The sequence below is a fragment of the Acidovorax sp. genome, from assembly GCF_046314175.1.
Lineage (GTDB): Bacteria > Pseudomonadota > Gammaproteobacteria > Burkholderiales > Burkholderiaceae_C > Acidovorax.
Map to the genome: position 1 here is coordinate 69,667 of NZ_JBKBXG010000002.1, position 26,416 is coordinate 96,082.

Annotated in this window: 20 protein-coding genes; 11 read left to right on the forward strand and 9 right to left on the reverse strand. The window is 65.7% G+C overall.

Features of this window, described 5'->3' with window-relative positions; all coding sequences use genetic code 11:
• Nucleotides 1–14: 14 nt before the first annotated feature.
• Nucleotides 15–1,604, reverse strand: a complete 1,590-nt coding sequence (locus ACK4OE_RS01080) for an ABC transporter substrate-binding protein (protein ID WP_409882449.1) — start codon at nt 1,602–1,604, stop codon at nt 15–17.
• A gap of 380 nt (nt 1,605–1,984) precedes the next feature.
• Nucleotides 1,985–2,485 (reverse strand): N-acetyltransferase family protein, encoded by a 501-nt coding sequence (locus tag ACK4OE_RS01085; protein WP_409882450.1) that lies wholly within the window; start codon nt 2,483–2,485, stop codon nt 1,985–1,987.
• Between the two features lie 242 nt (nt 2,486–2,727).
• Here ACK4OE_RS01085 and ACK4OE_RS01090 point away from each other — a divergent pair, with 242 nt between their 5' ends.
• Together ACK4OE_RS01090 and ACK4OE_RS01095 are read left to right on the forward strand one after the other, a co-directional pair.
• Complete coding sequence (locus ACK4OE_RS01090) at nt 2,728–3,801, forward strand: ligase-associated DNA damage response exonuclease (RefSeq protein WP_409882452.1); 1,074 nt, start codon at nt 2,728–2,730, stop codon at nt 3,799–3,801.
• Nucleotides 3,798–5,507 carry an ATP-dependent DNA ligase gene (locus ACK4OE_RS01095; protein WP_409882453.1) on the forward strand — a complete coding sequence of 570 codons (1,710 nt, stop codon included), beginning with the start codon at nt 3,798–3,800 and terminating at the stop codon, nt 5,505–5,507. Before ACK4OE_RS01090 ends, ACK4OE_RS01095 begins: the two co-directional genes overlap by 4 nt.
• A gap of 7 nt (nt 5,508–5,514) precedes the next feature.
• Here the strand turns inward: ACK4OE_RS01095 and ACK4OE_RS01100 are convergent, their stop codons facing one another.
• Entirely contained in the window at nt 5,515–6,063 is a 549-nt protein-coding gene (locus ACK4OE_RS01100) for a peroxiredoxin-like family protein (protein ID WP_409882454.1), read from the reverse strand.
• Between the two features lie 119 nt (nt 6,064–6,182).
• Between ACK4OE_RS01100 and ACK4OE_RS01105 the strand changes: the two genes are divergently transcribed.
• The 4 genes from ACK4OE_RS01105 to ACK4OE_RS01120 all read left to right on the forward strand — a co-directional run bounded on the left by ACK4OE_RS01105 (nt 6,183) and on the right by ACK4OE_RS01120 (nt 12,941).
• Entirely contained in the window at nt 6,183–7,007 is an 825-nt protein-coding gene (locus ACK4OE_RS01105; protein ID WP_409882455.1) for a cupin domain-containing protein, read from the forward strand.
• Entirely contained in the window at nt 7,004–9,661 is a 2,658-nt protein-coding gene (locus tag ACK4OE_RS01110; protein WP_409882456.1) for a ligase-associated DNA damage response DEXH box helicase, read from the forward strand. The genes ACK4OE_RS01105 and ACK4OE_RS01110 overlap by 4 nt, the downstream gene beginning before the upstream one ends.
• A gap of 18 nt (nt 9,662–9,679) precedes the next feature.
• A complete protein-coding gene (gene pdeM, locus ACK4OE_RS01115; protein ID WP_409882458.1) occupies nt 9,680–10,414 on the forward strand; it encodes a ligase-associated DNA damage response endonuclease PdeM in 735 nt (244 codons plus the stop codon).
• Nucleotides 10,415–10,703: 289 nt separating this feature from the next.
• The gene (locus ACK4OE_RS01120; RefSeq protein WP_409882459.1) at nt 10,704–12,941 is read left to right on the forward strand and encodes an NADP-dependent isocitrate dehydrogenase; all 2,238 of its coding nucleotides are present in this window, start codon (nt 10,704–10,706) and stop codon (nt 12,939–12,941) included.
• 143 nt (nt 12,942–13,084) lie between these two features.
• On the opposite strand, the gene ACK4OE_RS01125 is transcribed toward ACK4OE_RS01120, so the two are convergent.
• Nucleotides 13,085–14,473: a hypothetical protein gene (locus ACK4OE_RS01125; protein ID WP_409882460.1), complete on the reverse strand. Its 1,389-nt coding sequence runs from the start codon at nt 14,471–14,473 to the stop codon at nt 13,085–13,087.
• A gap of 191 nt (nt 14,474–14,664) precedes the next feature.
• Between ACK4OE_RS01125 and ACK4OE_RS01130 the strand changes: the two genes are divergently transcribed.
• Together ACK4OE_RS01130 and ACK4OE_RS01135 are read left to right on the forward strand one after the other, a co-directional pair.
• On the forward strand, nt 14,665–15,621 hold the full coding sequence (locus ACK4OE_RS01130) for a LysR family transcriptional regulator (protein WP_409882461.1): 957 nt from the start codon (nt 14,665–14,667) through the stop codon (nt 15,619–15,621).
• 694 nt (nt 15,622–16,315) lie between these two features.
• On the forward strand, nt 16,316–16,657 hold the full coding sequence (locus tag ACK4OE_RS01135; protein ID WP_409882462.1) for a hypothetical protein: 342 nt from the start codon (nt 16,316–16,318) through the stop codon (nt 16,655–16,657).
• 160 nt (nt 16,658–16,817) lie between these two features.
• Here ACK4OE_RS01135 and ACK4OE_RS01140 read toward each other — a convergent pair whose 3' ends face one another.
• From ACK4OE_RS01140 to ACK4OE_RS01150, 3 genes are all read right to left on the reverse strand, one after another.
• Nucleotides 16,818–17,330, reverse strand: a complete 513-nt coding sequence (locus ACK4OE_RS01140) for a DUF1993 family protein (RefSeq protein ID WP_409882463.1) — start codon at nt 17,328–17,330, stop codon at nt 16,818–16,820.
• 180 nt (nt 17,331–17,510) lie between these two features.
• Nucleotides 17,511–17,816: a hypothetical protein gene (locus ACK4OE_RS01145; protein ID WP_409882464.1), complete on the reverse strand. Its 306-nt coding sequence runs from the start codon at nt 17,814–17,816 to the stop codon at nt 17,511–17,513.
• 168 nt (nt 17,817–17,984) lie between these two features.
• Nucleotides 17,985–19,250 carry an MFS transporter gene (locus ACK4OE_RS01150; protein ID WP_409882465.1) on the reverse strand — a complete coding sequence of 422 codons (1,266 nt, stop codon included), beginning with the start codon at nt 19,248–19,250 and terminating at the stop codon, nt 17,985–17,987.
• A gap of 115 nt (nt 19,251–19,365) precedes the next feature.
• On the opposite strand from ACK4OE_RS01150, the gene ACK4OE_RS01155 reads away from it, so the two are divergent.
• On the forward strand, nt 19,366–20,190 hold the full coding sequence (locus tag ACK4OE_RS01155) for an AraC family transcriptional regulator (protein WP_409882466.1): 825 nt from the start codon (nt 19,366–19,368) through the stop codon (nt 20,188–20,190).
• Nucleotides 20,191–20,352: 162 nt separating this feature from the next.
• On the opposite strand, the gene ACK4OE_RS01160 is transcribed toward ACK4OE_RS01155, so the two are convergent.
• Nucleotides 20,353–23,022, reverse strand: coding sequence for an EAL domain-containing protein (locus ACK4OE_RS01160; RefSeq protein ID WP_409882467.1), 2,670 nt, complete (start codon nt 23,020–23,022; stop codon nt 20,353–20,355).
• 365 nt (nt 23,023–23,387) lie between these two features.
• On the opposite strand from ACK4OE_RS01160, the gene ACK4OE_RS01165 reads away from it, so the two are divergent.
• Nucleotides 23,388–24,023, forward strand: a complete 636-nt coding sequence (locus ACK4OE_RS01165; protein ID WP_409882468.1) for a flavin reductase family protein — start codon at nt 23,388–23,390, stop codon at nt 24,021–24,023.
• 156 nt (nt 24,024–24,179) lie between these two features.
• Complete coding sequence (locus ACK4OE_RS01170) at nt 24,180–25,277, forward strand: calcium/sodium antiporter (RefSeq protein ID WP_409882537.1); 1,098 nt, start codon at nt 24,180–24,182, stop codon at nt 25,275–25,277.
• Between the two features lie 14 nt (nt 25,278–25,291).
• On the opposite strand, the gene ACK4OE_RS01175 is transcribed toward ACK4OE_RS01170, so the two are convergent.
• Nucleotides 25,292–26,416: an alpha/beta hydrolase gene (locus tag ACK4OE_RS01175; protein ID WP_409882469.1), complete on the reverse strand. Its 1,125-nt coding sequence runs from the start codon at nt 26,414–26,416 to the stop codon at nt 25,292–25,294.

Here is a 26,416-nt window from a genome sequence, read left to right on the forward strand (position 1 = left end):
TCAACCCCGGCGCCTCAGTTCACCCGGATCAGCCGCCAGTCAATGCGGTTGTCCGGCCGCTGCACCAGCTCCACGTTCTTTTTCATCGCCCAGGCCAGCATCTGGTTGTGCAGAGGGATGTGGGCCACGGTGTCGTTCTGCAGTTGCAGGCCTTCGGTCAAAAGACGGTTGCGCACGGGCAGGTCGGTTTCGGTCTTCACGCGGTCCACGACGTAGTCCATGCGTTCATTGCTGTAGCGGCCCAGGTTGTAGTTACCGTCGCCGCCCGTGGTCTTGGTGCGGACGAGTGATTGCAAGGTGTACAGCGCATCGAACGTGGGCACGCCCCAGCTGAGCAGGGAGATGCTGGCCTCGTGCCGCTGGGCCATGGGGTAGTAGGTGACGGCGGGCAGCGTGCGCAGCTTGGCCTTGACGCCGATGCGTGACCACATGGAGGTGATGGCCTGGCATAGCTCTTCGTCCTGCACGATGGCGTTGTTGCTGCAGGCAAAGTCCACCTCAAAGCCGTCCTTGTAGCCCGCCTGGGCCAGCAGGTCCTTGGCGGCATTGGCGTCGTACGCCAGGCGCTGGTCCACAGCGTCCGTCCAGCCGTTGACCAGCGGCGACACCATGGCGCCCGTGGGTTTGGACATGCCGCGCATGGTCACGCGCTGCAGGGTGGCGCTGTCGATGGCTTGGTAGAGTGCCTTGCGCACGCGCAGGTCTTTGAGCGGATTCTTGCCCTTGATGTTGCTGCCGGGCAGCTCGTCGCGGAACTGGTCCATGGCCAGGTACACGGTGCGGTTTTCCACCATCTCCATCACCTTGAGGCTGGGGTTGGCCTTGATGCGGGCCAGGTCCTGGATGCTGGTGTCACGCACCATGTCCACCTCGCCCGACAGCAGCGCGGCGATGCGTGTGGCTTCGGACTTGATGGGGGTGTAGGTGATCTCGGTCACATTGCCTTCGGCCTTGCCTGCGTTCCACCAGTTGGGGTTGGCAGCAAACACGATCTTCTGGTCGGGCACCCATTCCTTGAGCACAAACGGCCCGGTGCCCATGGCATTGCGGTGCGAGAACGTTTCGTCCTTGGCTTTGATGTCCTTGGGCTCTACGGCGTTGTTCTTTTCAGCCCAGGCCTTGCTCATCACACGCAACTCGGTCAGCTGGTTGAGCAGCACAGGGTTGGGGTTCTTCAAGAAGATGTCAATGGTCTCGCCATCGACCTTGGCGATGCGGTCCATGCCCTGGGTGTAGATGGAATATGTGGACGTTTTGCTCATCGCACGCTGCAGCGAATAGACCACGTCATCCGCCGTCATGGCCGACCCGTCGCTGAACTTCACGCCCTGGCGCAGCTTGATGCGCAGCTGTGTGGGCGTCACCTGCTGCCACGACGTGGCCAGCAGCGGCTCGACCTTGAGGGTGCGGCTGTTGAACATGACCAGCGACTCGTACACCGCGGCATGAATGCCGTTGCCCAGAGCGCTGTTCTGCGAGTGGATGTCCATGGTCTGGATGTCGCTGGAGCCGGCCCACTTGAACGGTTTTGCCGACGCAGTGGGTAACACAACGGTTGCCAGGGCCAGGGTGGTAGCCGCCAGCAAGGAGAGCTTGAATTGCATGAAGGGGTCCTTCGTGAATGAAGAATGGAGAACCGGCAATATGCAGCAGGATGCGGGCCAGCCCAAGCCCCCCACACGCCGTGTGTGGCGCGGGTGATTCAGCGCCGCATAGACGATTGCGCAATCACCGGGTCTGCGTTATTGAGTCGGCGCCTTTGAACTGGGAACACCCATTCGGGCGCGATCGGTTTCAAGTGGATCAACGCAGACTCAAAAGGGGTTTTGAAGACGCTGGTGCGCGGGGCCGGGCTACCGGCGGCCTGGGCATATTCCAGTGACGGGGCCATGGTGGCGGCGACCCAACACCATGACAAGCCGACCCGCAGACACGCAAACACGGCGCGCGCGCTGCGCCTGGTTGAATGGCACGCAGCCGCGGCCTACAGCACCATCTCGTACCGCGCAAACTCCCTGCCGCCCTTGCCGCCCTTGCCGCCCTTGAGTATGCAGTCGTGCAGGGTAAAGCCAAAGCCTTCGTAAAGGGCGCGCAGCGGTTGCCGGTCGGCCACGCAGTCCAGCCGCAGGGTGGAGAGGCCCAGGCTGCGGGCGTGGTCGCGCGCAAACGCCAACAGCGCCGTAGACACACCCAGCCCCGCCACTGCCCGCCGCACGGCCAGCTTGTGCAAGAACGCAGCGGTGCCCGGTTCCACCTCGGGCCAGAAAGTGGGGTCTTCGCGCTGAAACTTCACTACCCCAGCCACCGCGCCGTTGACCTTGGCGACCACAAATTGCCCACTGCCCACGTCCTGCGCCACGCAGGCATCACTGAAATCGGACACCGCCCACAGGGGCGTGCGGCGGTCGTGCAACCACTGAGCGGCCTCGCGCAGCACAGCGGCGATGGCGGGAGAGTCGGCAGGTTGCGCAAGTTCTGTGTGCATACAAAAAAGCAAAAGCGGCGTTGGACTGCATACAGCCGTGGCGTGCGCAGGATGATGGGGTGAAAGCAAGGGTCAACAGGCAGCGTCGTTGGCACCTGCAGTTTACTCACATATTCATAGCTATTAGCGCTTACTGGATAAGCGCTAGAGGCCATTTTTATTCAACTTTTCATGACAAGACACAATCCGGCAATCCCCAGCCCACCCACTGGCTATGGCTTGCCGCCTACGATGCCACCGCCATGCCCCACAGCGATTTGATCGTCCACCGCCCTGAGGGCCTGTACTGCCCGCCGGGCGACTTCTACATCGACCCCTGGCGGCCGGTGAGCCGGGCCGTGATCACGCACGCGCATTCCGACCATGCACGCATGGGCTCGGCGCACTACCTGGCGCACAAAGACAGCGAGGGCACGCTGCGCAACCGGCTGGGCGCGGACATCGACCTGCAGACCCTGGCCTACGGCGAGGTGATCGACCACAACGGCGTGCGCCTGTCGCTGCACCCCGCAGGGCATGTGCTGGGCTCGGCCCAGGTGCGCATCGAGCACGCTGGCCAGGTGTGGGTGGCCTCGGGCGACTACAAGCTCGAAGACGATGGCACCTGCACGCCCTTTGAGCCGGTGCGCTGCGATACCTTCATCACCGAATCGACCTTTGGCCTTCCCATCTACCGCTGGCCAACGCAGCCGGTACTGTTTGCCGACATCAATGCCTGGTGGTCGGCCAATGCGGCGGCGGGCAAGGCCAGCGTGTTGTATGCCTACGCGTTTGGCAAGGCGCAGCGGCTGCTGCACGGGGTGGACGCCAGCATCGGGCCCATCGTGGTGCATGGCGCGGTGGAGCCGCTGAACGCCGTGTACCGCGCGGCCGGTGTAGCGCTGCCGCCCACGTTGCGTGTAACGGACCCGGGCCTGACCAAGGCGGACCTGAAACGTGCGCTGGTGCTGGCACCGCCCTCGGCTGCTGGCACGCCCTGGCTCAAGCGGTTTGGCGAGCATTCCGATGCCTTTGCCAGCGGCTGGATGCTGGTGCGCGGCGCGCGCCGCCGCCGGGGTGTGGACCGGGGCTTCGTGATGAGCGACCACGCAGACTGGCCCAGCCTGCAGAAGGCCATTGGTGCCACGGAGGCCGAGCGCATCATCGTCACGCACGGCAGCACCGAGGTAATGGTGCGTTGGCTGTGCGAGCAGGGGCTGGACGCCCAGGTGTTCGCCACCGAGTACGGCGCCGATGACAACGAGGACAACGAGGACGACGCAGCGGCAGCGCCGCCAGGGCAGGCCGATGCACCGGCACCTGAGACCGCAGCATGAAGGCCTTTGCCCAGCTGTTCCAGGCGCTGGACGCCACCACCGCGCAGTCGGCCAAGCTGGCGGCGCTGGTGGCCTACCTGCGCGTGGCGCCGCCCGCCGATGCCGCCTGGGCCACATACTTTTTAGCCGGGGGCAAGCCGCGCCAGATGGTGTCCACCAAGCGCCTGAAGGCCCTGGCGCAGGAGGCGGCCGGGCTGCCCGAGTGGCTGTTCGAAGAAAGTTACCAGGCCGTGGGCGACCTGGCCGAGACGCTGGCCCTGCTGCTGCCCCCGCCGGTGCAGCCGGTGGACCTGCCGCTGGCCGAGTGGATGGCCCAGCTGCTGCCCCTGCGCGCCTTGCCGCCCGAGGAGGCAGATGCACGCCTGCGCACGCAATGGAACATGCTGGCGCCTGAGCAGCGCTTCGTGTACTTCAAGCTCATCACCGGTAACTTCCGCGTGGGGGTGTCGCGCCTGCAGGTCACGCAGGCACTGGCCACGGTGAGCGCGCTGGACCCCAAGCGCATCGCCCACCGGCTGATGGGCTACACGCAGATCGGCCGGCAACCGCAGGCGGGCGACTACAGCGCGCTGGTGGCGCCTGTGGACGAGGGCGAAGACGGCGCCGCCGGCACGGGCCGCGATACCGGGATGGCAGGCCAGCCCTACCCCTTCTTTTTGGCCCACCCGTTCAGCCAGCCAGTGGCCGACATGCCCGCGCTGCTGGGCGCTCCCGGCGACTGGCTGGTGGAATGGAAGTGGGACGGCATCCGCGCGCAGATCGTGCGCCGGGGCGGTGCGGTGTGGGTGTGGTCGCGCGGCGAAGAGCTGGTGACCGACCGTTTCCCCGAACTGGCCGAGGCCGCGATGGCGCAGCTGCCCGATGGCACCGTGGTGGATGGAGAGATCCTGGTGTGGCTGCCGAGCGACCCCCAGCCCCGCCCATTTGCCGACCTGCAAAAGCGCCTGGGCCGCAAGAACCTGGGCGCCAAGCTGCTGCGCGAGCTGCCCGTGGTGCTGGTGACCTACGACCTGCTCGAACATGCGGGCCAGGACCTGCGCCAGCAGCCCCAGCAGGCACGCCGCGCTCTGCTGGAGGCCACGCTGCAAGCTGACCCGGCTGCCGCCATTGCGCCTGCACCGCAGCACACCCTGCACCTGAGCACGCTGCTGCAAGGCCCCGACTGGCCCGACTTGGCCCGCCAGCGCGAAGCTGCGCGCGGCATGGGCACCGAGGGCTTCATGCTCAAGAACCGCCAGGCGCACTACGGCGTGGGCCGCACAAAAGACGTCGGCGTGTGGTGGAAGTGGAAGATCGACCCCATGAGCGTGGATGCGGTGCTCATCTACGCCCAGCGCGGCCATGGCCGCCGCGCCAGCCTGTACACCGACTACACCTTTGCCGTATGGAACGGCCCGCGCGATGACCCCGACCGTTCGCTGGTGCCGTTTGCCAAGGCGTACTCGGGCCTGACGGATGCCGAAATCGCGCAGGTGGACGCCATCGTCCGCAAGACCACGCGCGAGAGCTTTGGCCCCGTGCGCAGCGTGGAAGCCACCCAGGTGTTTGAACTGGGCTTTGAGGGCATTGCCCGCAGCCCACGCCACAAGAGCGGCATTGCGGTGCGCTTTCCGCGCATGCTGCGCTGGCGGCAGGACAAGCCCGTGGCCGAGGCCGACACGCTGCAGACGCTGGCCGCGCTGCTGCCCGGCACAGCGCAGGGCTGACCCCGGATCAAAGGCTGCCGGTGTGTTCGCCGCGTGCCGGGTAGTCGTTGGCGATGGCGAAGTCGATGGCGCCCAGCAGGTCCTGGAACGATGGCCGGGCAAAAGGCATGGTCTGGGTGGCGCCGTAGTACAGCGTGCCATCGGGCCGGACGATAAAGACGCCCGGCTCGCTGAACAAGGCCGGTTCGTCGATGCCGATAGAGGTTTTGCCGCGCGAGGCGCTGATATACAGGCCCCACTGCCGTGCGCTGTGCAGGCTCAGGCTATGGCCAAAAAGCAGGGCACTGGCCTTGACCTTTTCCGCCATGGACTGTGCGCGTTCCGCACCGTCGCTTGAGACGGCAAGTACGTTCACGCCGCACTTTTGAAATTCGGGGGCCAGTCGCTCCAGCTCCATCAGGTACTTCGCGCAAATGGGGCAGTGCAGGCCCCGGTAGAACACCACCAGGTCGAAACGCTCGCCGGGTGCGGCGCCGAGCACAAAGCGATCTCCGGTGGTCAGCGGCACGTTCAGGGCGGGCACGGGCAGGCGGGGGGTGAGGGCGGTCAGGGTCATGGAGAGCTTCCTTTCAGGCGCGGCCGGCGGCCACGCCACACAAGATGGATTGACGGAACGGAGGCAGTATGCTGAACTACAAGCAAAAATTGGTACGTTTTCTGTTGCACAAAGTACAAATGAACACCCTGCGCCTCGATCGCCTTTCTGCATTGCTGGAAGGCCTGGCCCCGGCGGTCGCGTTGGCCGCGACCAGCCCAGGTGGCGTGAACGCCCCTGCGCACATGGAATCCCGGCACACGTTACAGGTCTACGTGCTCACCGGTGGTGCGGTACGGTTGCACGCTGGCGGCGCAGCCGTGAACGTTCTCGGCCCGGCGCTGATGGCGGTGAACGCGGCGCAGGCCCACCAGATCGAGACCTTGAGCCCCGATGACACCGGCCAACTCATGTGCGCGCAAACCCGGCTGACGGGCCCGGTGGCTACCCTTTTCATGGAAGAGTTTGCCGATCCCCGCGTCATGCCGCTGGCAGACGACGAGCCGGCGCTCCGGCTAGCGATGACGCTGATCGAGACAGAAATGGTGGCGCCGCGTTGCGGCCAGCCCGCATTGCTCAATCGGGCGGGCGACATTCTTTTCATCGGCCTGCTGCGGCACATGGTGGCGCACCCGGGCCCGCACGGCACCGGCCTGTTCAACGGGCTGGCAGACCCACGCATTGCCAAAGCCCTGGTGGCCATGCACCAGCGGCCCGATGCCGACTGGTCGCTGGAGCGGCTGGCTGAGACTGCGGGCATGTCGCGCACTGCGTTTGCATCCACGTTTCGAAAGGTGATGAGGCGGACCCCAGGCCGGTATCTTTCGGCCATCAGGCTTGCGCTGGCACAACGGGCCGTAGAGCTGGGCAAGGGCCTGAAGGAGGCCGCCAGAACGGCTGGGTATGGCAATACCTCGGCGCTGTCCCGCGCATTGAGCCGCGCGCGCGGCCCCTGCGCAGAATGAGCACGCCACCGGCAAGCGCTGCCGGCTGGTTGGCTGATCGGGGGTGGCAACCATTCGACTTCCAGCAAAAAGTCTGGCAAGCGCTGAGTGAAGGCCGATCGGGTCTTCTGCACGCCACCACCGGCGCAGGAAAGACCTACGCGGTGTGGCTGGGCGCACTGCAGCACCTGGCAGCCCACGCCACCGCGCCCGAGGCGAGCCCCAGGGCACGCCGCTCAGCCGCACCGCCCCTGACGGTGCTGTGGATCACCCCCATGCGGGCGCTGGCATCCGACTCGCTGCGCGCCCTGCAAGCGCCCCTGCCCGACCTAGCCCCGCAGTGGACCAGTGGCCTGCGCACCGGCGACACCGCCAGCGGCGAGCGCGCCGCGCAAGACCGGCGCCTGCCCACGGTGCTGGTGACCACGCCCGAAAGCGTCTCGCTGCTGCTGGCCCGTGCCGATGCGCACGAGCGCCTTTCCAGCGTGCAGCTGGTGGTGGTGGACGAATGGCACGAGCTGGTGGGCAACAAGCGCGGCGTGCAGGTGCAGCTGGCGCTGGCGCGGCTGACGGGCTGGAACCCGCGCCTGCAGGTGTGGGGCATGTCGGCCACGCTGGGCAACCTGCCCGATGCACTGGCCACGCTGGTGCCCGCACTGCCCCCGCGTGCACCGCGCCGCGCCAGGCCGCTGCTGGTGCAGGGCCGCATCGACAAAGCGCTGCAGGTGCAGGTGCTGCTGCCCGCGCGCGTGGAGCGCTTTGCGTGGGCGGGGCACATGGGACTTTCGCTGCTGCCGCAAGTGGTGCAGTCCATCGAGGCCCGCGCATCCACACTGGTTTTCACCAACACCCGCTCGCAGTCCGAACGCTGGTACCAGGCGCTGCTGGAGGCGCGGCCCGACTGGGCGGGCACGCTGGCGCTGCACCACGGCTCGCTCAGCGGCGAGGTGCGCGGCTGGGTCGAGGCGGGGCTCAAGGCCGGCACTTTGAAGGCGGTGGTGTGCACCTCCAGCCTGGACCTGGGCGTGGACTTTTTGCCGGTGGAGCAGGTGCTGCAGATCGGATCGGCCAAGGGCGTGGCGCGGCTGGTGCAGCGCGCTGGCCGCTCGGGCCACGCGCCGGGGCGCACCAGCAGCATCACGCTGGTGCCCACGCACAGCCTGGAGCTGGTCGAAGCCGCTGCTGCCCGCCAGGCGCTGGCCGAGGGGCGCATTGAAGACCGCCACACGCCCCGCGCACCGCTGGATGTGCTGGTGCAGCACCTGGTCACCATCGCGCTGGGCGGCGGCTTTGTGCCCGATGAAATGCTGACCGAAGTGCGCCGTGCCCCGGCCTACGCAATGCTTTCCGACAATGACTGGCAGTGGGCATTGCAGTTCGTGCGCCAGGGCGGCGCATCGCTGGCGAACTACCCCGACTTTCACCGCGTGGTGCCCGATGAGGGAGGCATCTGGCGCGTGCCCGATGCGCGGCTGGCGCGCCGCCACCGCAGCAACATCGGCACCATCATGAGCGACGCCAGCATGCAGGTGCAGTTCGTGAGCGGCGGGCGCCTGGGCTCGGTGGAAGAGAGCTTTATCGCGCGCCTCAAGCCCGGCGATGTGTTCATGTTCGCCGGCCGCCTGCTGGAGCTGGTGCGCACGCAGCAGATGACGGCCTATGTGCGCATCGCCCCCAAGGGCAGCGCCGCGCTGCCGCGCTGGAACGGCGGGCGCATGCCGCTGTCGAACACGCTGGCCGACGCCATGCTGGAGATGCTGGAGCAGGCCGAGCGCGGCGTGTACGCATCACCCGCGATGCGATGCGCCCAGCCCCTGCTGGCGTTGCAGCAGGCGTGGTCCGCCCTGCCCACGCCCAGCCGCCTGGTGGCCGAGACCCTGCACACCCGCGAGGGCTGGCACCTGTACCTGTACCCGCTGGCGGGGCGCCTGGTGCACCTGGGTCTGGCCGGGCTGCTGGCCTGGCGCGCGTCGCAGCAGGTGGCCAACACCTTCTCCATCGCGGTCAACGACTATGGACTGGAGCTGCTTTCGGCCAAGCCCGTGGACTGGGCAACACTGCTGCCGAGCCTGATCGGCGAGGGTACGCACACCACCATCGGCAGCGGGCTGGAGGACGAAGTGCTGGCCAGCCTGAACGCGACCGAGATGGCACGCCGGCGCTTTCGCGAAATTGCGCGCATCGCAGGACTCATCTTTCAGAGCCACCCGGGCGAGCAGCGCAGCAGCCGCCAGCTGCAGGCATCGTCCTCGCTTTACTATGACGTGTTCGCCCAGTACGACCCCGACAACCTGTTGCTGGCCCAGGCCCGCGCCGAGCTGCTGGCCAACGAGCTGGACATGGAGCGCCTGGCCCGCACCTTGCGCGGCATGCAGGCGCAGACCCTGTCTATCCATGCGCTCACGCGGCCTACCCCGTTTGCCCTGCCGCTGATGGTGGAGCGCTTTCGCGAGCGCTTGAGCACCGAGACCCTGGCCGACCGCCTGGCGCGCATGGTGCAGGCGCTGGAGAAGGCGGCCGACGACACCACCGGCACCCACCTCGCCGACCATCCCGTGAGCCCGGCCGACATGGCCTGGGACGTGGCCGAGGGCGCCGCCGCGTCACCCCGGCGCACGCGTCGAGGCGATGCGGGAGACAGCCCCCGCCGACCCCGAAAGCGCCACGGATTCTGAGAACGACGACGACCGAACTTGCCCGTGAACGCAGACCCTTCTTTCGCCCCTTCACCCAGCGCCCCTCCCCCAGGCGCCCACGCCATCACCCTGCCCTGCGGCACCACCCTGTGGCTGCTGCCGCAGCGCGCCGTGTGGTGGCCCGCCGCGCGCATGGCGTTTGTGGCCGACGTGCATTTTGGCAAGGCGGCCACCTTCCGCCGTGCGGGCCAGCCGGTGCCGCACGGCACCACGGCAGACAACCTGGCGCGGCTGGACGAAGTGCTGTCCGTGACGGGTGCGGAGCACCTGGTCTTTCTGGGTGACTTTTTGCATGCGCGCAGCGGGGCGGCCGCTGCGCTCTGGGAGCAGATCCTGCCCTGGCGCCAGCGCTACGCCCTGGTGCAGATGACGCTAGTGCGCGGCAACCACGACCTGCATGCGGGTGACCCTCCGCCCTCGCTCCACATGACGCTGGTCGATGAGCCTTGGCGGCCCCTGCCAGAGGCCGAAGTGATGGCGTGCCACCATCCGCAGACAGAGCCAGGTGCCACGGTGCTGGCAGGCCATTGGCATCCCACGGTGACCTTGCGTGGGCTTGCACGAGACAGCGTGAGGGCCTTTTGTTTCGCGTTGAACCCGGGGCTTCTGGTGCTGCCTGCGTTTGGGGCGTTTACGGGTGGTTCCACCCAACCCCTGCCGCCGGCCACACGGCGGTTTCCAGTGCTGGCAGGACAGGTGCGGGAGCATTCTTCTTCTGCGCCCTTAAGGTGACATCAGCTTGCGGGATGCCATGCAGGGCCTCATTCTTGCGGTACTTCTTTGGCAACAGGCCTCATCTAGATTCAGAAGCATTTTTGGCGCGCGCCGGCTTTGCCACCCCCTCCAAAGCGAAAAAAATGGTGATAAAGATCAATGAATTTCGCATCGTGGGATTCGATTGCGAAAACGGTGGGCAGGGGCTTTGCCAAGCAGGGAGAATCAGCGAGCATCCGCGTTTGGCCCCGCTGTGACTCACCCATGCAGCCGGGGGCGTTTACATACTCGTTTCGTGAGACAAGCCATGACGACCCAGCAACCGACCATCATCTACACCCTGACCGACGAGGCACCTCGCCTGGCCACGGCTTCCTTCCTGCCCATCATCCGCACGTTTGCGGCGCCCGCAGGCATCAACGTGACCGAGAGCGATATCTCGGTAGCGGCCCGTGTTCTGGGCGAGTTCCCCGAATCGCTGACCGCCGATCAGAAGGTGCCCAACACGCTGGCCGAGCTGGGCAAGAAGACGCTGCAGGCTGACGCCAACATCATCAAGCTGCCCAACATCAGCGCCTCCGTAGGCCAGCTGCAGGCCTGTATCAAGGAACTGCAAGGCAAGGGCTACGCCATCCCGGACTACCCGGAAGATCCCAAGACCGAAGAAGAAAAGGCCGTTCGTGCCCGCTATGCCCGTTGCATCGGCTCGGCAGTGAACCCTGTGCTGCGCGAAGGCAACTCCGACCGCCGCGCGCCCAAGGCCGTCAAGGAATACGCACGCAAGAATCCGCACAGCATGGCCGACTGGAGCCAGGCGTCGCGCTCGCATGTGTCGCACATGCACGCTGGCGACTTCTACCACGGCGAAAAGTCCCTCACCCTGGACCGCGCCCGTGACGTGAAGATGGAGCTGATCACCAAGAGCGGCAAGACGATTTTGCTCAAGCCCAAGGTCTCGCTGCTCGACCGCGAAATCATCGACAGCATGTTCATGAGCAAGAAGGCGCTCGTGGAGTTCTACGAAAAGGAAATCGAAGACGCGCGCAAGACCGGCGTGATGTTCTCGCTGCACGTCAAGGCCACCATGATGAAGGTGTCGCACCCCATCGTCTTCGGCCACTGCGTGAAGATCTTCTACAAGGACGCGTTTGCCAAGCACGGCAAGCTGTTTGAAGAACTGGGCGTGAACGTGAACAACGGCATGGCCAACCTGTACGAAAAGGTTGCCACGCTGCCCACCGCCCAGCGCGAAGAAGTGCTCAAAGACCTGCACGCCTGCCACGAAGGCCGCCCAGAGCTGGCCATGGTGGACTCGGCCAAGGGCATCACTAACTTCCACTCGCCCAACGACATCATCGTGGACGCATCGATGCCCGCGATGATCCGCAACGGCGGCAAGATGTGGGGCGCCGATGGCCGCCTGAAGGACGTGAAGGCTGTGATGCCCGAATCGACCTTTGCCCGCATCTATCAAGAAATCATCAACTTCTGCAAATGGCACGGCGCGTTTGACCCCAAGACCATGGGCACGGTGCCCAACGTGGGCCTGATGGCCCAGCAGGCCGAAGAGTACGGATCGCACGACAAGACGTTTGAGATCACTGAAGCTGGCGTGGCCAACATCACTGATCTGGCCACGGGCGAAGTGCTGCTGAGCCAGGACGTGGAAGAAGGCGACATCTGGCGCATGTGCCAGGTCAAGGACGCCGCGATCCGCGACTGGGTGAAGCTGGCCGTCAACCGCGCCCGCAACTCCGGCATGCCCGTGGTGTTCTGGCTCGACTCATACCGCCCGCACGAAGCGCAGCTGATCACCAAGGTCAAGATGTACCTGCACGAGCACAACACCACCGGCCTGGACATCCAGATCATGAGCCAGGTGCGCGCCATGCGCTACACGCTGGAACGCGTGATCCGCGGCCAGGACACCATCAGCGCCACCGGCAACATCCTGCGCGACTACCTGACCGACCTGTTCCCCATCATGGAACTGGGCACCTCGGCCAAGATGCTCTCCATCGTCCCGTTGATGGCAGGTGGCGGCATGTACGAAACGGGTGCGGGCGGCTCGGCCCCCAAGCACGTGCAACAGTTGGTCGAAGAAAACCACCTGCGCTGGGATTCGCTGGGCGAGTTCCTGGCGCTGGCGGTGTCGCTGGAAGACCTGGGTCTGAAGACAGGCAACGCCAAGGCCAAAGTGCTGGCCAAGACGCTGGACGCCGCTACCGGCAAGCTCCTGGACAACAACAAGAACCCCTCGCCCAAGACCGGCCAGCTGGACAACCGTGGCAGCCAGTTCTACCTGGCGCTGTACTGGGCGCAAGAGCTGGTGGCCCAGACTGACGATGCAGAGCTGGCCAAGCTGTTCGCACCGCTGGCCCAGCAGCTGACGGATAACGAGCAGACCATCGTGGCCGAGCTGGCTGCGGTGCAGGGCCAGCCGGCCGATATCGGTGGTTACTTCTTGCCCGATGTTGCCAAGCTGGACGCTGTGATGCGCCCCAGCGCAACGCTGAACAAGGCGCTGAAGGCGGTTGCTGCGTAAGCAACAGGCCTTGCGCTACCCATCAGGCCCCGCTTGTCGGGGCCTTTTTTATGGCGCTTTAGCTTTGCTTGTAAATGGCCTTGCGCAGGTAGTTCCCTGCACAGCGTCACAGCAGGGAGCGACGCAGACATCCCCTCGGGGCCTCAAGGCCGTTCGCGGTCTGCCACGCGGGTGTTCAGCGCAGCAGGCAAGTAGTCCGGCAAGAACGCGCAGCCTTTGCCAAACTCAGCTTCCATGCCCGCACACTGCCGGGCAATCCCTTCAGGTGTGGGCTTGACCCCGTCATTCACCCAGCCTAACAGCGCCGTCATCAGCGTGGGGTACGTGGGGTCGCTCAGGTAACTGTGGGTGTCGTGCTTTGTGAAGGTCTGCACCAGCCGGGCGGCGCTGCCACCGCGCTCCATGGTGGTCTTGAAGTAAGCATCGAGTTCGACCAAGGCAGTCGGGTCGTCCACCCCTTTGACGGTCAGCACGGGCACCGGAATGCGCCCAGTCAGATCAGTGTCCTCGGCAAATCGGGCCACGGCAGCGGGGTCTGCGCGGTAGCGCAGCACGGCGGCGTTGAGCGCGGCGTCGTCCTGCGATCCCTTGTACTGCACACCCATGTTGCCAAAGGGGCTGGCGCCGCCTGTGCGGTACTGCACCACGTCCCGGTAGTGAAACGTGGCCCAGTTCATATGGCTGCGGATCGAACTGGCGGGAACGCGGATCACGTCCACGAGGGTCTTCACCTTGCGCTGCTGCTCGGGCGTGCGTTCTGCCGCCGGCTTGTTCAGGGCCAGGCATTCGTTCAACCGGGCCTGCAGGTCGGCCTGCGTCATCGTTGCGTCGCGGGGCAATCCGATGTTGAGCGGGTAGGCGACCTCTGTAGGCCTCGGGTGGTTGTTGCACAGGTGCTGGTAGACCACCCGCAGATCGGTGCGGAAGTCGTACGAACGCGAGCCCCCGGCCAGCACGCCACTGGTCAGCAGCACCGCGTCATACGGCAGCTTACCGTCTGCCGTGCGCTGGAACATCTCCGCCCCTTTGGCCGCCACGCCCGCGCCCCACGACTGGCCGTGCAGGATGGTGCGCTTGGGCTGGGCCACATGCTGCACAAAAATCTGCCGCAAACGTTCCGTGTCTTCAGCGGCTGCGCGCACCTCTACGCCGCCCTGGCGGAAGGTGCTGGCCGCCCACGCATATCCGGCGCGCACCATGATCGACCAGCGCTCCAGGTCTTCCACTGTGCGCTCGGCCTTCGGCGCGCCCAGCGTGGGCCCGCCATGGGCGTGCATGACCAGATGGCCGTTCCAGGCCTGCGGCACCACGATGAGGTAGTAAGCACCCGCAGAGTCCTGGCCCAACAGGCACCGGGCGATGGACGCTACATCTTTGGGGCACGGCGTGGCGGTGGGTGCTGCCTCTGACACGCGCTGAGGCTGCGCTGCAGAGGGTTGCGTGGGGATGGGTGCGCAGGCGGCGGCCAGCAGGGTGGCCGTTGCGGCCACGGTCAGGCGCAGAGGCGCTGCAAGGGACTTGCGTGCAAGCATGGTGTTGTCTCCGGGACGGTTTGGTTGTTGTTCTTGGCGTGGATCGTAGGAACAGGGTTTCAATACGTCAAATAGGTGGTTTGTCCCAGTTCGATACGATTTGGATATGACAACTGCTTTGACTTTCAACACCTTCCGCGTTTTTCCGGACTTCACCCGTCAGCGGGTGCTTGGCACTCGGCGTGGCTGACATGGATATCCGCCAACTCCGCTACTTTCTGGCCGTAGCCGAGGCCGGACACATGACCCAGGCCGCAGCGCAACTGGGTATGGCGCAACCGCCGCTGAGCCAGCAGATCAAGGCCCTTGAAAACTCCACCGGCCTGGCGCTATTCAAGCGGCACGCCAAGGGCGTTACGCTGACCGAAGCCGGGCGCGCATTGCAGGCCGACGCCACACGCCTAGTACATGACTTTGATGCACTGAAAAGCCGCATGAAGCTGCTGGCCGACGGCAAGACCGGGCGGCTGGCCATTGCGTTCACCAGCTCGGCCGCGGCGCATGAATTCACACCGTTTGCGTTGCGCGAGTGCCGTGCGCGCCACCCGGGCCTGGTGCTGGAGATTGGCGAGAACAACGCTGCCGAGATCACCGAAGCCGTGGCCGATGGCCGCCTGCACTGTGGCCTGCTACGCGTGCCAGTGGCGCACCCTCCAGGGCTGGCCTTTGACACCTTGCAGCACGAGCCCGCCATGGTGGCCATGCCCATTGACCATCCGCTGGCGTTGCGCCAACGGCGCGGCAAGCCACTGCCCATTCAGATTGCCGACCTGGAGGGCGAGCCCATGATTCTGGTGCGCCGCCCGGGTGCCCCGGGCCTGTACGCCAACCTGCTGGCCCTGTGTGCCGAGCACGGCGTCCAACCCCGCGTGGTGGCCGAGGTCGCTCGCATGCTGACCAACCTGAACCTGGTGGCCGCAGGCACCGGCATTTCTGTCGTCCCCACGTCCATGCTGGGCGTGCACCGCCACGCCATTGCCTACCGGCCCCTGGTGGACGAAGGGCGGCTGGATGTGCCGCTGACACTGGTATACCGCGCCGAGGACAACGTAGGGCCGACCGCCACATTCACTGGCCTGCTCAAAACGCTGGCGTGCGAGCAGCGCCCCGCAGCTGGCAGGGCGCCAAAGTCCAAGGCGGCGCGCTGAGCCGGGAAGCCGTCTTTAAGAGCCCCGCAGCTCGCGGTCGACCCCAAGTCCTCTCGCCCAGCACCGCGCGCACATTGCAACCGCCCCACCGCGCACCCGAGAACCCTCCCGCATCCGACCTTGTCAACCAGAAGGTGAATTGTTGGGGCATGACCAAAGACACCGACACCCCCGCCAAAGAGCGCCTGCTGGACTTCCACGTCTGCGAGTGGCGCCTGCCCACCCGCGCGTCGTGTTGGGCGACCGGGGCAAGATGAGTGACGGCGTGGTTGAGCTGAAGAAAACCTGCCAATGGATCGAAGCTGCGGGTTTTGAGGGATACGCCGAAGTTGAGATCTTCTCGGCACTGAACTGCGCCGAAAAAATTTACATTGACCGCTGCATGGCCACCCCAGCGCGGCGCTCACCGCGTGGCTTGTCTTGCGCCACCTCACTGTTTTGTGGCTTGCCCGAATGCCCCCAGGATGTGCGGCCTGCGCCCATCGCAAGCGGCGAGAGCGCATTAGCTATTGATTTAGGAGCTATTAGCGCTTTATGGACAAGCGCTAGAGGCCAATTTGGCTCAATATTTGTCCAAATCTTGCCTACGATTGCACTTCTACCAACGATGAGTCACAAATCGCCACCACTAGCATCAACGCTGTGCCTCCTTCTACTTGCAGGGCCAGCCGCCATTGCCCAGACGCATCCCGTGATGTCGCCCCACGCAACCGTCCGCTATGTGGTGAAGAGCCCGGTGGCACGCGCCAGCATCGGCGCCGCCGCAAGCTGCCAAGACACCGTAGTGGATGAAGCCCGCATGGCCTATTTTCTGAAGCATGCCGCAGCGAGCACCGGCACGAACTACAGCCGCGCACTCGTCCAGGGCGACTGCTCAGCCGAGGGATTTGTGATCGTCAATGAACGCAAGGCATACCGGTTGACCATCGACAACTCCACCGGCTGGGGCGCCATCGAGTCGGGGCCAAGAACGACCTACCTGTACTGCGAGAAATGCGAAGGGCTTCTGGAGAAGAATTTCGATCTAACGCAGTGAAGCCAACAACTACCGCGCGCAGACCGTCTCCTGCAAACCCGGGGGCTCCCCAGTGATAGCCCCAAGGCCACAACTTCGCTGAAGCGGCGCTCCGTTTTCCGGCATGCGTATTGCACGGATTGCAATAGCTGCCTGAACCGTGCCGCCACAGGGTTTCGGGTTAGTACTTACCCATGTAATCCCGCTTGCCCAGTTCCACCCCGTTATGGCGCACCAGTGCATACGCCGTAGTGACGTGAAAGAAGAACTGCGGCAGGCCGTAGTGCAGCAGGTAGTGCTCGCCCACAAACTGCTTTTCGCGCGGTGTGCCGGGCTGGATGGTGACCTGGCGCGTGGCGGCGTCGGCAAACCGGTCTACCGGCAGGCCGTCGATGAACGCAAGGATTTGATCAATGCGCGCATTCAGATCGGCAAACCCGGGACGTTCTGCGTCGGGGAACGAAGGCACCTCCACACCCGCCAGCCGCGCCGACACGCCCTTGGCGAAGTCGCATGCGATCAGCACCTGCCGTGCCAGAGGGAACATGTCAGGGAACAAGCGCGCCTGCAGCAGCGCGTCGGGCTCGATCTTGCGGGCTGTGGCATGCGCCTCGGTCTTGGCCAGGATGTCTTTGAGCGAGCTCAGCATCTGGCGGAAGACGGGGATGCTGGCGTTGTAAATGGGTGAGGTCATGGAAGAGGTGTGTGCGGGTGAAGAGGCTTGCGTAACGTACGGACCGGTACTGACCGATTCAGACGACGAGCCGACTAACGCCGGGCGATTGCAACACATTCATGAATGCTTTGCTGGGACGGGGCACCCACCCGGTCTCAACGGAAAGAGCAGCGTCTACTGAAACTGCGCCCTGAACCCTCATTCGGGCGTGTTCGGGTCACCGTCATCTCCAGGAGCGCTCAGGGCCTGCCTGGCAAGCTCTTCATCTGAGAGTTCTGGCGCATTGTGGATCTCGTTCCATTCTTCGAGGAACTCGTCGGTTGGATCCTCGCCGCGAACAAGAATGTCTTCGATGCTCTGATTCAGAGGATCTGCGGAATGGCCCGCGTTCCCGGAAACCTCCGCCAATGGCTGGGATCCCCGATCAGATGACTTTTGCATACCCTCCACGTAGGAGGCGAAGTCACCATCGTTCGGTGCACTGGTGCTGCTGCGGTGGTTCATAGGGGAGTCCATTCAGCGATTGAGTTTGAATGAGTCGGGCGAATGTAGGCCGCAAAAATGTGCCGTCCTACCTGACGATTTGAGGCTTGCTGATTGTTGCGGAACCGCGGCTTGGAAACGGAACAAGGCGCCTGCTTGCTGGCACCAGTTCACCACCGCCCTCGTCCATCATGCCGCTTGCGCTGGCACCGCCGCCGTCCGGCGCACCCGCCGCACATTGAACGCGCTCGCAATCAACACCCCCTGCACCACGGCCAGCCCCAGCAGCACGGCGCTGAAGCGGCCTTGGTCCAGCAGCACGCCGAACAGCAGCGGCGACAGGGCCTGGCCGATATCAAGGCCCGCGTACACGACGCCGTAGACGCGGCCGGTGGAGCCTTCGGGGGTGGAGCGTTTGACCAGCAGGTCGCGCGAGGGGCCTGCAATGCCGGCGCAAAAGCCCATCACGCCAAACAGCACGGGCACCAGAACACCGGGCACCGGCATCAGGGCCAACGCCACTGCCACGCACGCAGCCAGACCAAAACCGACGCCGACGATGCGCTCGCAGCGGCTCGGGTCCGCCGCCAAAAAGCCGCCCAGCACCATGCCGCCCGCGCTGGCCACCATGTAGACGGTGAGGCACATGGCCGCCAGTGCCACGGGCACGGCGTGCAGCTGGCGCGCGGCTTCGGGTGCGAAGGCCTGCACCACGTTCAGCGCCACCGCGTAGAAGAAGAAAAACGCAAAACACATCCACACGGCCGGGATGCGCAAGAAGGCGAAATTGCCCTGCGCGGCAGCACCGGGCACGGCAGATGGGTGGGACGCTGCGCTGGTGGATGGCACTGGCGGCAGCGCCAGGTGGCGGCGGCTGAATAGCAACACCAGCAGCACCGAGAACGACAGCACGCCCGCACACACGAGTGCCACGCGCCATGACGTAGCAATGGCAATCGGCACCAGCATGGCGGGGGCCAGCGCCCAGCCCAGGCTGCCGGTGATGCCGTGCACGCTGTACGCATGGCCCAGGCGCGACGGGCTGACGCGCCGGTTGAGCAGTGTGTAGTCCACCGGGTGAAACACGCCATTGCCGATACCCGCCAGCACCGAGAACCCGGCCAGCATGGCGTAGCTGGTGCTGGCCGCAAAACCAAACGCCGCCAAGCTGAGCAGGGCCAGGCCGCCGAACAGGATGGGCCGGGGTCCGAAGCGGTCCACCACAAAGCCCGAGCCCGCCTGCACAGCGCACGACACCACGAAAAAGATCGTCATGAGGAAGCCCAGTTCGGTGTACCCGACCTGGAAGGCGTCCTTGAGCCAGGGGAACAGCGGGGCCAGCAGCAGCTGGCTGTAGTGGCTGATGAGGTGGGCAATGCCGACCAGGCCGATGACGCTGGCGTCAGCGCGCAAAGGGGTGGGGGCGGGCAGGCTGGCGGCGGTTGCAGAGGTCATGGCGGCATCGTAGTATTGCGGCCGCTTTTCTGGAATGCGACGGAACGACAGCTTTCTGCGAATTTGCGCCAAATGCCTGTTGCACGTCATTGAGCCCCATAGCGCCCTATCCACCATGGCCCTGCCCCGCAAACTGCAACCCGCCCCGCTGGGCGACACCGACCCCTTCACGCCCACCCCGGCGCGCCCGGTGCGCGTGCGGGCGCGCGAGATGCCGGTGGACAGCCATTTCGAGCCGCATCGCCACGCCTGGGCGCAGCTGGCGTATTGCGCCAGCGGTGTGATCCAGGTGAACCTGCATGCGCCCACAGCCCCCACGTCGTACATCGTGCCGCCCTCGCGCGCGGTGCTGATTGCGCCCGGCGCGCTGCATGCGGTGGCGGTGCTGGAGGCGGCGGCGTTTCGCACGCTGTACATCGACCCGAGCGTGGTGCCGCCCGACTGGTCGGGCTGCCGGGTGATGGCGGTGACGCCACTGCTGCGCGAGCTGGTCTCCGCCCTGGACCCGGTGGGCGGACCGGCCCCAGCGCCCGCACGCGAAGCAGCTCTGACGGCGCTGGTGCTGGATGAAATCGGCCACGCCGAGAGCCTGGCCCTGGGTGTGCCGCTGCCCGGCCCGCACAGCGACAAGCGCCTGCGTGCCGTGTGCCAGGCGGTGCTGGATGCGCCCGGCCGCTACGCCACGCTGCAGGACTGGGCGGCCGACAGTGGCGCCAGCGAACGCACGCTGGCCAGGCTGTTCCGTGGCCAGTTCGGCATGGGCTTTGCCCAATGGCGCAAACAGGCGGTGCTGGCCCACGCCCTGCCCCGCCTGGCGCGCGGAGAACCGGTAGGCCAGGTGGCGGCGGCCAGCGGCTATGCCAGCGAGAGTGCGTTTTCTGCGATGTTCAAGGCCGCCATGGGGCAGCCGCCGAGCTGGTTTATGGGAAAGAACGGTTGATGGAGCAGATCACTGAAGTGGTGTTGGGGCATTGATCCCTCGCCCCTTTTGGGAAAGGGAGGGGGGAGAGGGTTTGGCCGAAAAATTCAACTCAAAACACGCTCTAGCGCTTATCCATAAAGCGCTAACAGCTACCAATACAGTAGCAAGCGACTGACCGCGCTACTCAATCAGGATGGTCGGGTGCAGTGGCGCAGGGCGGCCAAAAAGATACCCCTGGCCCTGCGTGCAGCCCAATGCCAGCAAGGCGCTTTGCTGCGCGGGGGTTTCGATGCCTTCGGCCACCACGTTCAGGCCCAGCGATCCGGCCAGGGCCAGCACGGCGCGGACCACGGCGGCGCTGGGGTTGGCGGGGGCGCCGGTGCTGCTGGCGGCGCCGTTGGGGTTGCTGTTGGGGTCCCGACCGGCTTCGTTGTCGCCTTCAGTGCCCTGCGCACCCGCGCTGCCGCCCCTGCCCCGGCCCCCCAGCGGCTCTACAAAGCTGCGGTCGATCTTGAGGGTGAGCAGCGGCAGGCGGTGCAGGTAGCCCAGCGATGAGTAGCCCGTGCCAAAGTCATCCAGCGCCAGGGCCATGCCGTGGCTGCGCAGCGTGTGCAACACGGTGCTGGTGTGCTCGGGGTCTTCGATGAGGGCGCCTTCGGTGATCTCCAGGCACAGGCGCTGCGGCGGCAGGCCGGTGTCGGCCAGCAGTTGCAGCATGCGGTCGCAGAACACAGGGTTGCGAAAGTGGCGCGGGGCCACGTTCACGCTCAGGTACCCGGCAAAGTCGGCCATCTGGACCATGGCGGTGCAGGACTGCTCAAAGATCTGCCAGTCGATCGCCTCCATGCTGCCGCTGTCTTCCGCCACATGCACAAAGGAGTCGGGGGCCAGCAGGCCTTCGGTGGGATGGTGCCAGCGGGCCAGGGCCTCGTAGCCCAGCACGCGTCCGTCCAGCAGCGACACGATGGGCTGGAAGAACGGCTCAAACTGCCGCTCTTTGACGGCCACCCACAGCGCGTTTTCCAGGTCGAGCACGCGCAGCGCGTCGCTGTGCAGGTGCTCGTCGTACAGCTCGAACCGGCGACGGCCGTTGACCTTGGCGCGGTACATGGCGGTGTCGGCGTTGCGCAGCAGGTCGGTGGCGGTGGGCTGGGCGCGGTCGCACAGCGATATGCCAATGCTGGCCGATGCGAACAGGCGCTTGCCCTCCACCAACATGGGCTCGTCCAGCACCTCCAGCATGCGCCGGGCAATGCGCACGGCAGGTTCGGCGGCGGGCGAGTCAGCCACCAGCACGGCAAACTCGTCGCCGCCCACACGCGCCACCATGTCAGGCGCGCGCAACACGCTCGACAGGCGGCGACCAATCTCGCGCAGCACGGCGTCGCCCGCGTGGTGGCCCATGCTGTCGTTGATGAGCTTGAAGCGGTCCACGTCGATGAACATCACCGCAAAGCGCTGGTCGGGGTGGCGGTGCAGGCGGCTTTGCAGCCAGTCCAGCCGCTCCAGCAAATAGCTGCGGTTGGGCAGGCCGGTCAGCGCGTCATGCAGCGCCTCGTGCTTGAGCTGCGCTTCCACGCGGCGGCGCACGCCGATCTGCTCTTGCAGCTCGGCCGTGCGCTCGGCCACGCGCTGCTCCAGCTCGGCATTGGCCAGGCGCAGTGATTCGGTGGTGCGGCGGCGCACCAGGCTGCTGGCGATCTGGTGCGACACAAAACCCAGCAGGTCGCGGTCGCGCTCGGTATAGGTCACGTCGGGCTGGTAGCTTTGCACGGCCACCACGCCCAGCGCACGGCCCTCGCACACCAGCGGCACGCCCACCCACGAGCGGGAGCTGGGCCCGCTTTTGGTAATGGCGCCGTCTTCTGCCAGACGGTCAATCTCCGCCGCCGACGTGAGCAAGGGCTGGCCCCGGTGCAGCACGTATTCGGTCAGCCCTTTGCCCAGCGGCCGGACCTTGGTGCCGATCTGTTTTTCGTCCACGTAGTACGGAAACCGCAGCTCGCTGCCGTCGTCGGACAGCAGGGCGATGTAGAAATTGCGCGCATTGATCAGCTCGCCCACGCTGTGGTGCACGGCGCGATAAAAGTCCTGCACGGGGCCGAGGTCGTTGGCGCGCTCGGCAATGCGGTACAGCGCGGCTTGCAGGCGTTCGCCCCGCTGGCGGCGCGCCACCTCGGCGTGCAGGGCCTGGTTCATGCGGGCCAGCTCGGCGGTGCCCACCGTCACGGCACGTTCCAGATCCTGGCGGGCCTGCTTGCGCTGCAGGGCGGTCAGCACATGGCTGGCCACAAACTCCAGCAGTTCCTGGTCCTCGGGGCCGTAGCGCCCGGGCTGGTCGTAGCTTTGCACCACCAGTACGCCACGCACCTGGGCACCATCGCGCAACGGCACGCCCAGCCAGTCGGACGAATGGGCGCCCAGCGCTTTGAGCTGGCCGTCCATCTGCTGAGCCAGGGCATTCATCGACCCGCGCAGCGTCTTGCCACCACGCACCAGGTGCCAGGTGAGCGACTGGTGCATGTCCGACATGGGGATGGGCACGCTCAGCGTGGGGATGTCGACGCTGGCTTCGTCCACGAAGTAGATGAACTCCAGCGTGTCGGCGTCAGGGTCGTGCAGCGCCATGAACAGGTTGCGCGCGTACATCAGGGTGCCCACGATGGCGTGCAACTGCTCCAGCATGGCGCGCATGCTCAGGTCCGCGCCCGCCAGATCAGCGATGGCAAACAGCGCGCGCTGCAGGCGCTCGGCCTGGGCCAGCTGGTGCACAGCCCCGCGCAGGCGGTCCAGCGTCCCGGAACGGGGCGCAGGCAACGGCTCGGCAGTGGGCAAAGTGGGCTGGCTCATGGAGTTAGAACGTATTGACCTACGTTTCGAGGCGAAACAATTGCGGACGCGTTCTTGGTGGTACGACGAGCATTGTTGCCGAATGTGACCGCGCCGAAGAGATTTCGTCAGGGTTCTGACAAGCGGCGGGCGTGATGTCCTTCAGTGGTGTGACATCTGCACCGCAGTTCGCCAGCGGTCGCTTCAATCAGAATTCGAATGAAATTGACCTCTAGCGCTTATCTGGAAAGCGCTACCAGCTATCAATACAATAGCAATTTGCCAAACCTGCGGCAAGCAGCAATGGCAACGCCCGGGTAAGGTGGCAGGCTTGCCCAAACAGCAACCGCTCACCCACCACCAACGCACCTCTTTCTGCGCTGCCCATGACCACCGCCCCACGCCCCCGCGACACCCACAGCTACGAACCCCGCCAGGGCCACGGCCTGCCGCACGACCCGTTCAACGCCATCGTGGGGCCGCGCCCCATTGGCTGGATCTCCACGCAGAACGCGCAGGGCGCCACTAACCTGGCGCCCTACAGCTTTTTTAACGCCTTCAACTACGTGCCGCCCATCGTGGGCTTTGCCAGCATTGGCTTCAAGGACACGGTGCGCAATGTGCAAGAGACCGGCGAGTTCGTGTGGAACCTGGCCACGCGCGATCTGGCCGAGGTGATGAACCAGACCTGCGCTGCCGTGCCACCCGAGGTGAGCGAGTTTGCACTGACGGGCCTCACCCCCCTGCCCTCCACCCGCGTGCGCCCGCCGCGCGTGGCGCAAAGCCCGGTGACCTTTGAATGCCGCAGCACGCAGATCCTGCAGCTGCAGGGCGTGGACGGAGCCACGGTGGACACCTGGCTGGTGCTGGGTGAAGTGGTGGCCGTGCACATTGACAAGGCACTGCTCAAAGACGGGGTGTATGACACCGCAGGCGCGGGCCACATCCTGCGTGGCGGTGGCCCGGCCGACTACTTCACGGTGGGGCCGGAGCAATTGTTCAAGATGTACCGGCCGCGCTGAGCCCCGCCCCCATGCGTGCCCTGCCCTCGCAGAACCTGTTCAAGATCAAAAAAATCCACACGCACGTGGTGGGATTGGAACTGCGCAGGCACACTCCGACCCCACACTGCAACCCCAACCCTGCCTAGACGAGGTATTCACGTGCTCAATTTTCTGATGTTTGCCGCCGGTCTGGCGGCGCTGGTGGCCGGTGCCGATGTGCTGGTGCGTGGCGCGTCCAAGCTGGCGTTGTCGTTTGGCATATCGCCGCTGGTGGTGGGCCTGACCATCGTGGCCTTTGGCACCAGCGCACCCGAAATGGCGGTGTCCGTTGGAGCCGTTCTCAACGGCCAGACCGACCTGGCCATCGGCAACGTGGTGGGCAGCAACATCTTCAATGTGCTCTTCATCCTGGGGCTTAGCGCGCTCATCGCGCCGCTGATCGTGCATATCCAGCTCATCCGGCAAGAGGTGCCCATCATCATCGGTGCGGCGCTGTTGCTGCTGGTGCTGAGCCTGGACGGCCGCCTGGGGTTGCTCGATGGTGCGCTGCTGTTCAGTCTGATGATGGCCTACACGGTGTTTCTCATCGTGCAGTCGCGCCGCGAGACCCGCGCGGCGCAGGACGCACACGCCGCACCGAACGAGTACGAAACCGAATTGAAGCCCTCTGCACCGGGTGCCTGGGATTCGCGCCTGTGGGTGCAACTGGTGCTGATCGTCGTGGGGCTGGGGCTGCTGGTGATCGGCTCGGACTGGATGGTGACTGCGTCGGTGGTGTTTGCAAAGGCCCTGGGGGTGAGTGATGTCGTGATTGGCCTGACCATCGTGGCGGCAGGTACATCCATGCCAGAGGTGGCCACTTCGATCGCAGCAGCCATCAAGGGCGAGCGCGACATAGCCGTAGGCAATGTGGTGGGCAGTAATACCTTCAACATCCTCGGCTGTTTGGGGCTATCGGGTCTGGTTTCTGGCAGCACGGGCTTGGTGGTGCCTCCTTCGGTGATGGCCTTCGATATGTGGGTGATGCTGGCCGTGGCGCTGGCCACGCTGCCCATCTTTCTTTCAGGCCGCGAGATTGCGCGGTGGGAAGGCGGCGTGTTCCTGGGCTACTACGTGGCCTACGTTACCTACCTCATCATGTCCGCGCAGGACCACGCCGCGCTGCCCACGTTCTCGACCGTGATGCTGGGCTTTGTCATCCCACTCACGGTGGTCACGCTGGTGGTGTCGCTGATCCGGCGGCCACAGCCCCCAGCGACGCCCAAAAGCTGATCCACACAGCGCTACTACTGCGCAGGCGTCCCGCACAACCCGCCCTGCGGGTTGCGCGCCCATTGCTCGGTCCAGGCCCACACTTGCTGAACACCGTCTACACCCGCTGCGGAGCGCTGCAGGCCGTGGTCGGCACCCTCCATGCGCCGTGCGCAGTAGGGCGCGGTGCGCAAGCGGGCCAGCTCCTCAAATGACGCGTAGGCTTCGGCAGGCACCAGCGCATCGTCAGTGCCCCACACTTGGAGCAGTGGCCAGGGGCTGCGTAGCAGCGGCAAGGTCAACGGCCAGTTGCGAAGGTCGCGCCAGTAGCCCAGGCTGCGCCCCTGCACCACCACAGTGTCTGGGGGAGCGCCCGCCACAATCCGCGACAACGCGGCCCAGTCGGCCTCTGCGCCCAGGCGGCGGGCCTGCAGCGCGCCAACCTCCTGAGGGTCCAGCCCGCTGGAGCCGATGAGCACCAGGCCCGCCAGATGCGGTACCTCGGGGGCAAGTGCGGGCAACAGTTCTGCGCCCTCCGATATGCCGACCAGCAGCTGCGGCAACGCGGGCTGCCCCTGGCGCAACGCCGCATCGGCACGCAAGGCCGCACGCGCGTGTTTGAGCCAGGTGGAATGCCTGTCCCGCCACACAAACAGGTGCGGGCAATGGGCGGGGGCTGTGCGCGCCTGGGGGTCCACCCACGGCTTGTGCAGCACCAGCACCTGGGCATGCAGAAGGCCGGCAAAGTAGCGCTCGGCAATCGGCCCCATGCCCGCGCAGCCCGAGCCCGGAATCACAATCACCCGGTAGCGCAGCGGTGCGGTGCGTTCGCTGCGCTGCAACGTCCGGAGGATGGCGCCGTCGGCACCGGGCAGGGGCCGCTGCGCGAACCCTTCTGCAGGGATCTGTGTGGGCGCCGCCAGGACGTCTACGGCGTGCGCGGCGTGCGCGGCGTGCGCGGGGTGCGCGGGGTGCGCGGGGTGCGCGGGGTGCGCGGGGTGCGCATCCTCTGGCGCCTGCACCTCCGGTGGCGGCGCAGCGCAGCCGGACAAAACAGACGCTACAGCAACCACGACACCCACGACCATAAAAAAGGCCAGCGCGGGGCTGGCCTTGGAGCGGCGCTGCGTGGCGACGGCTGGGGGCGTCACTGCGGGCAC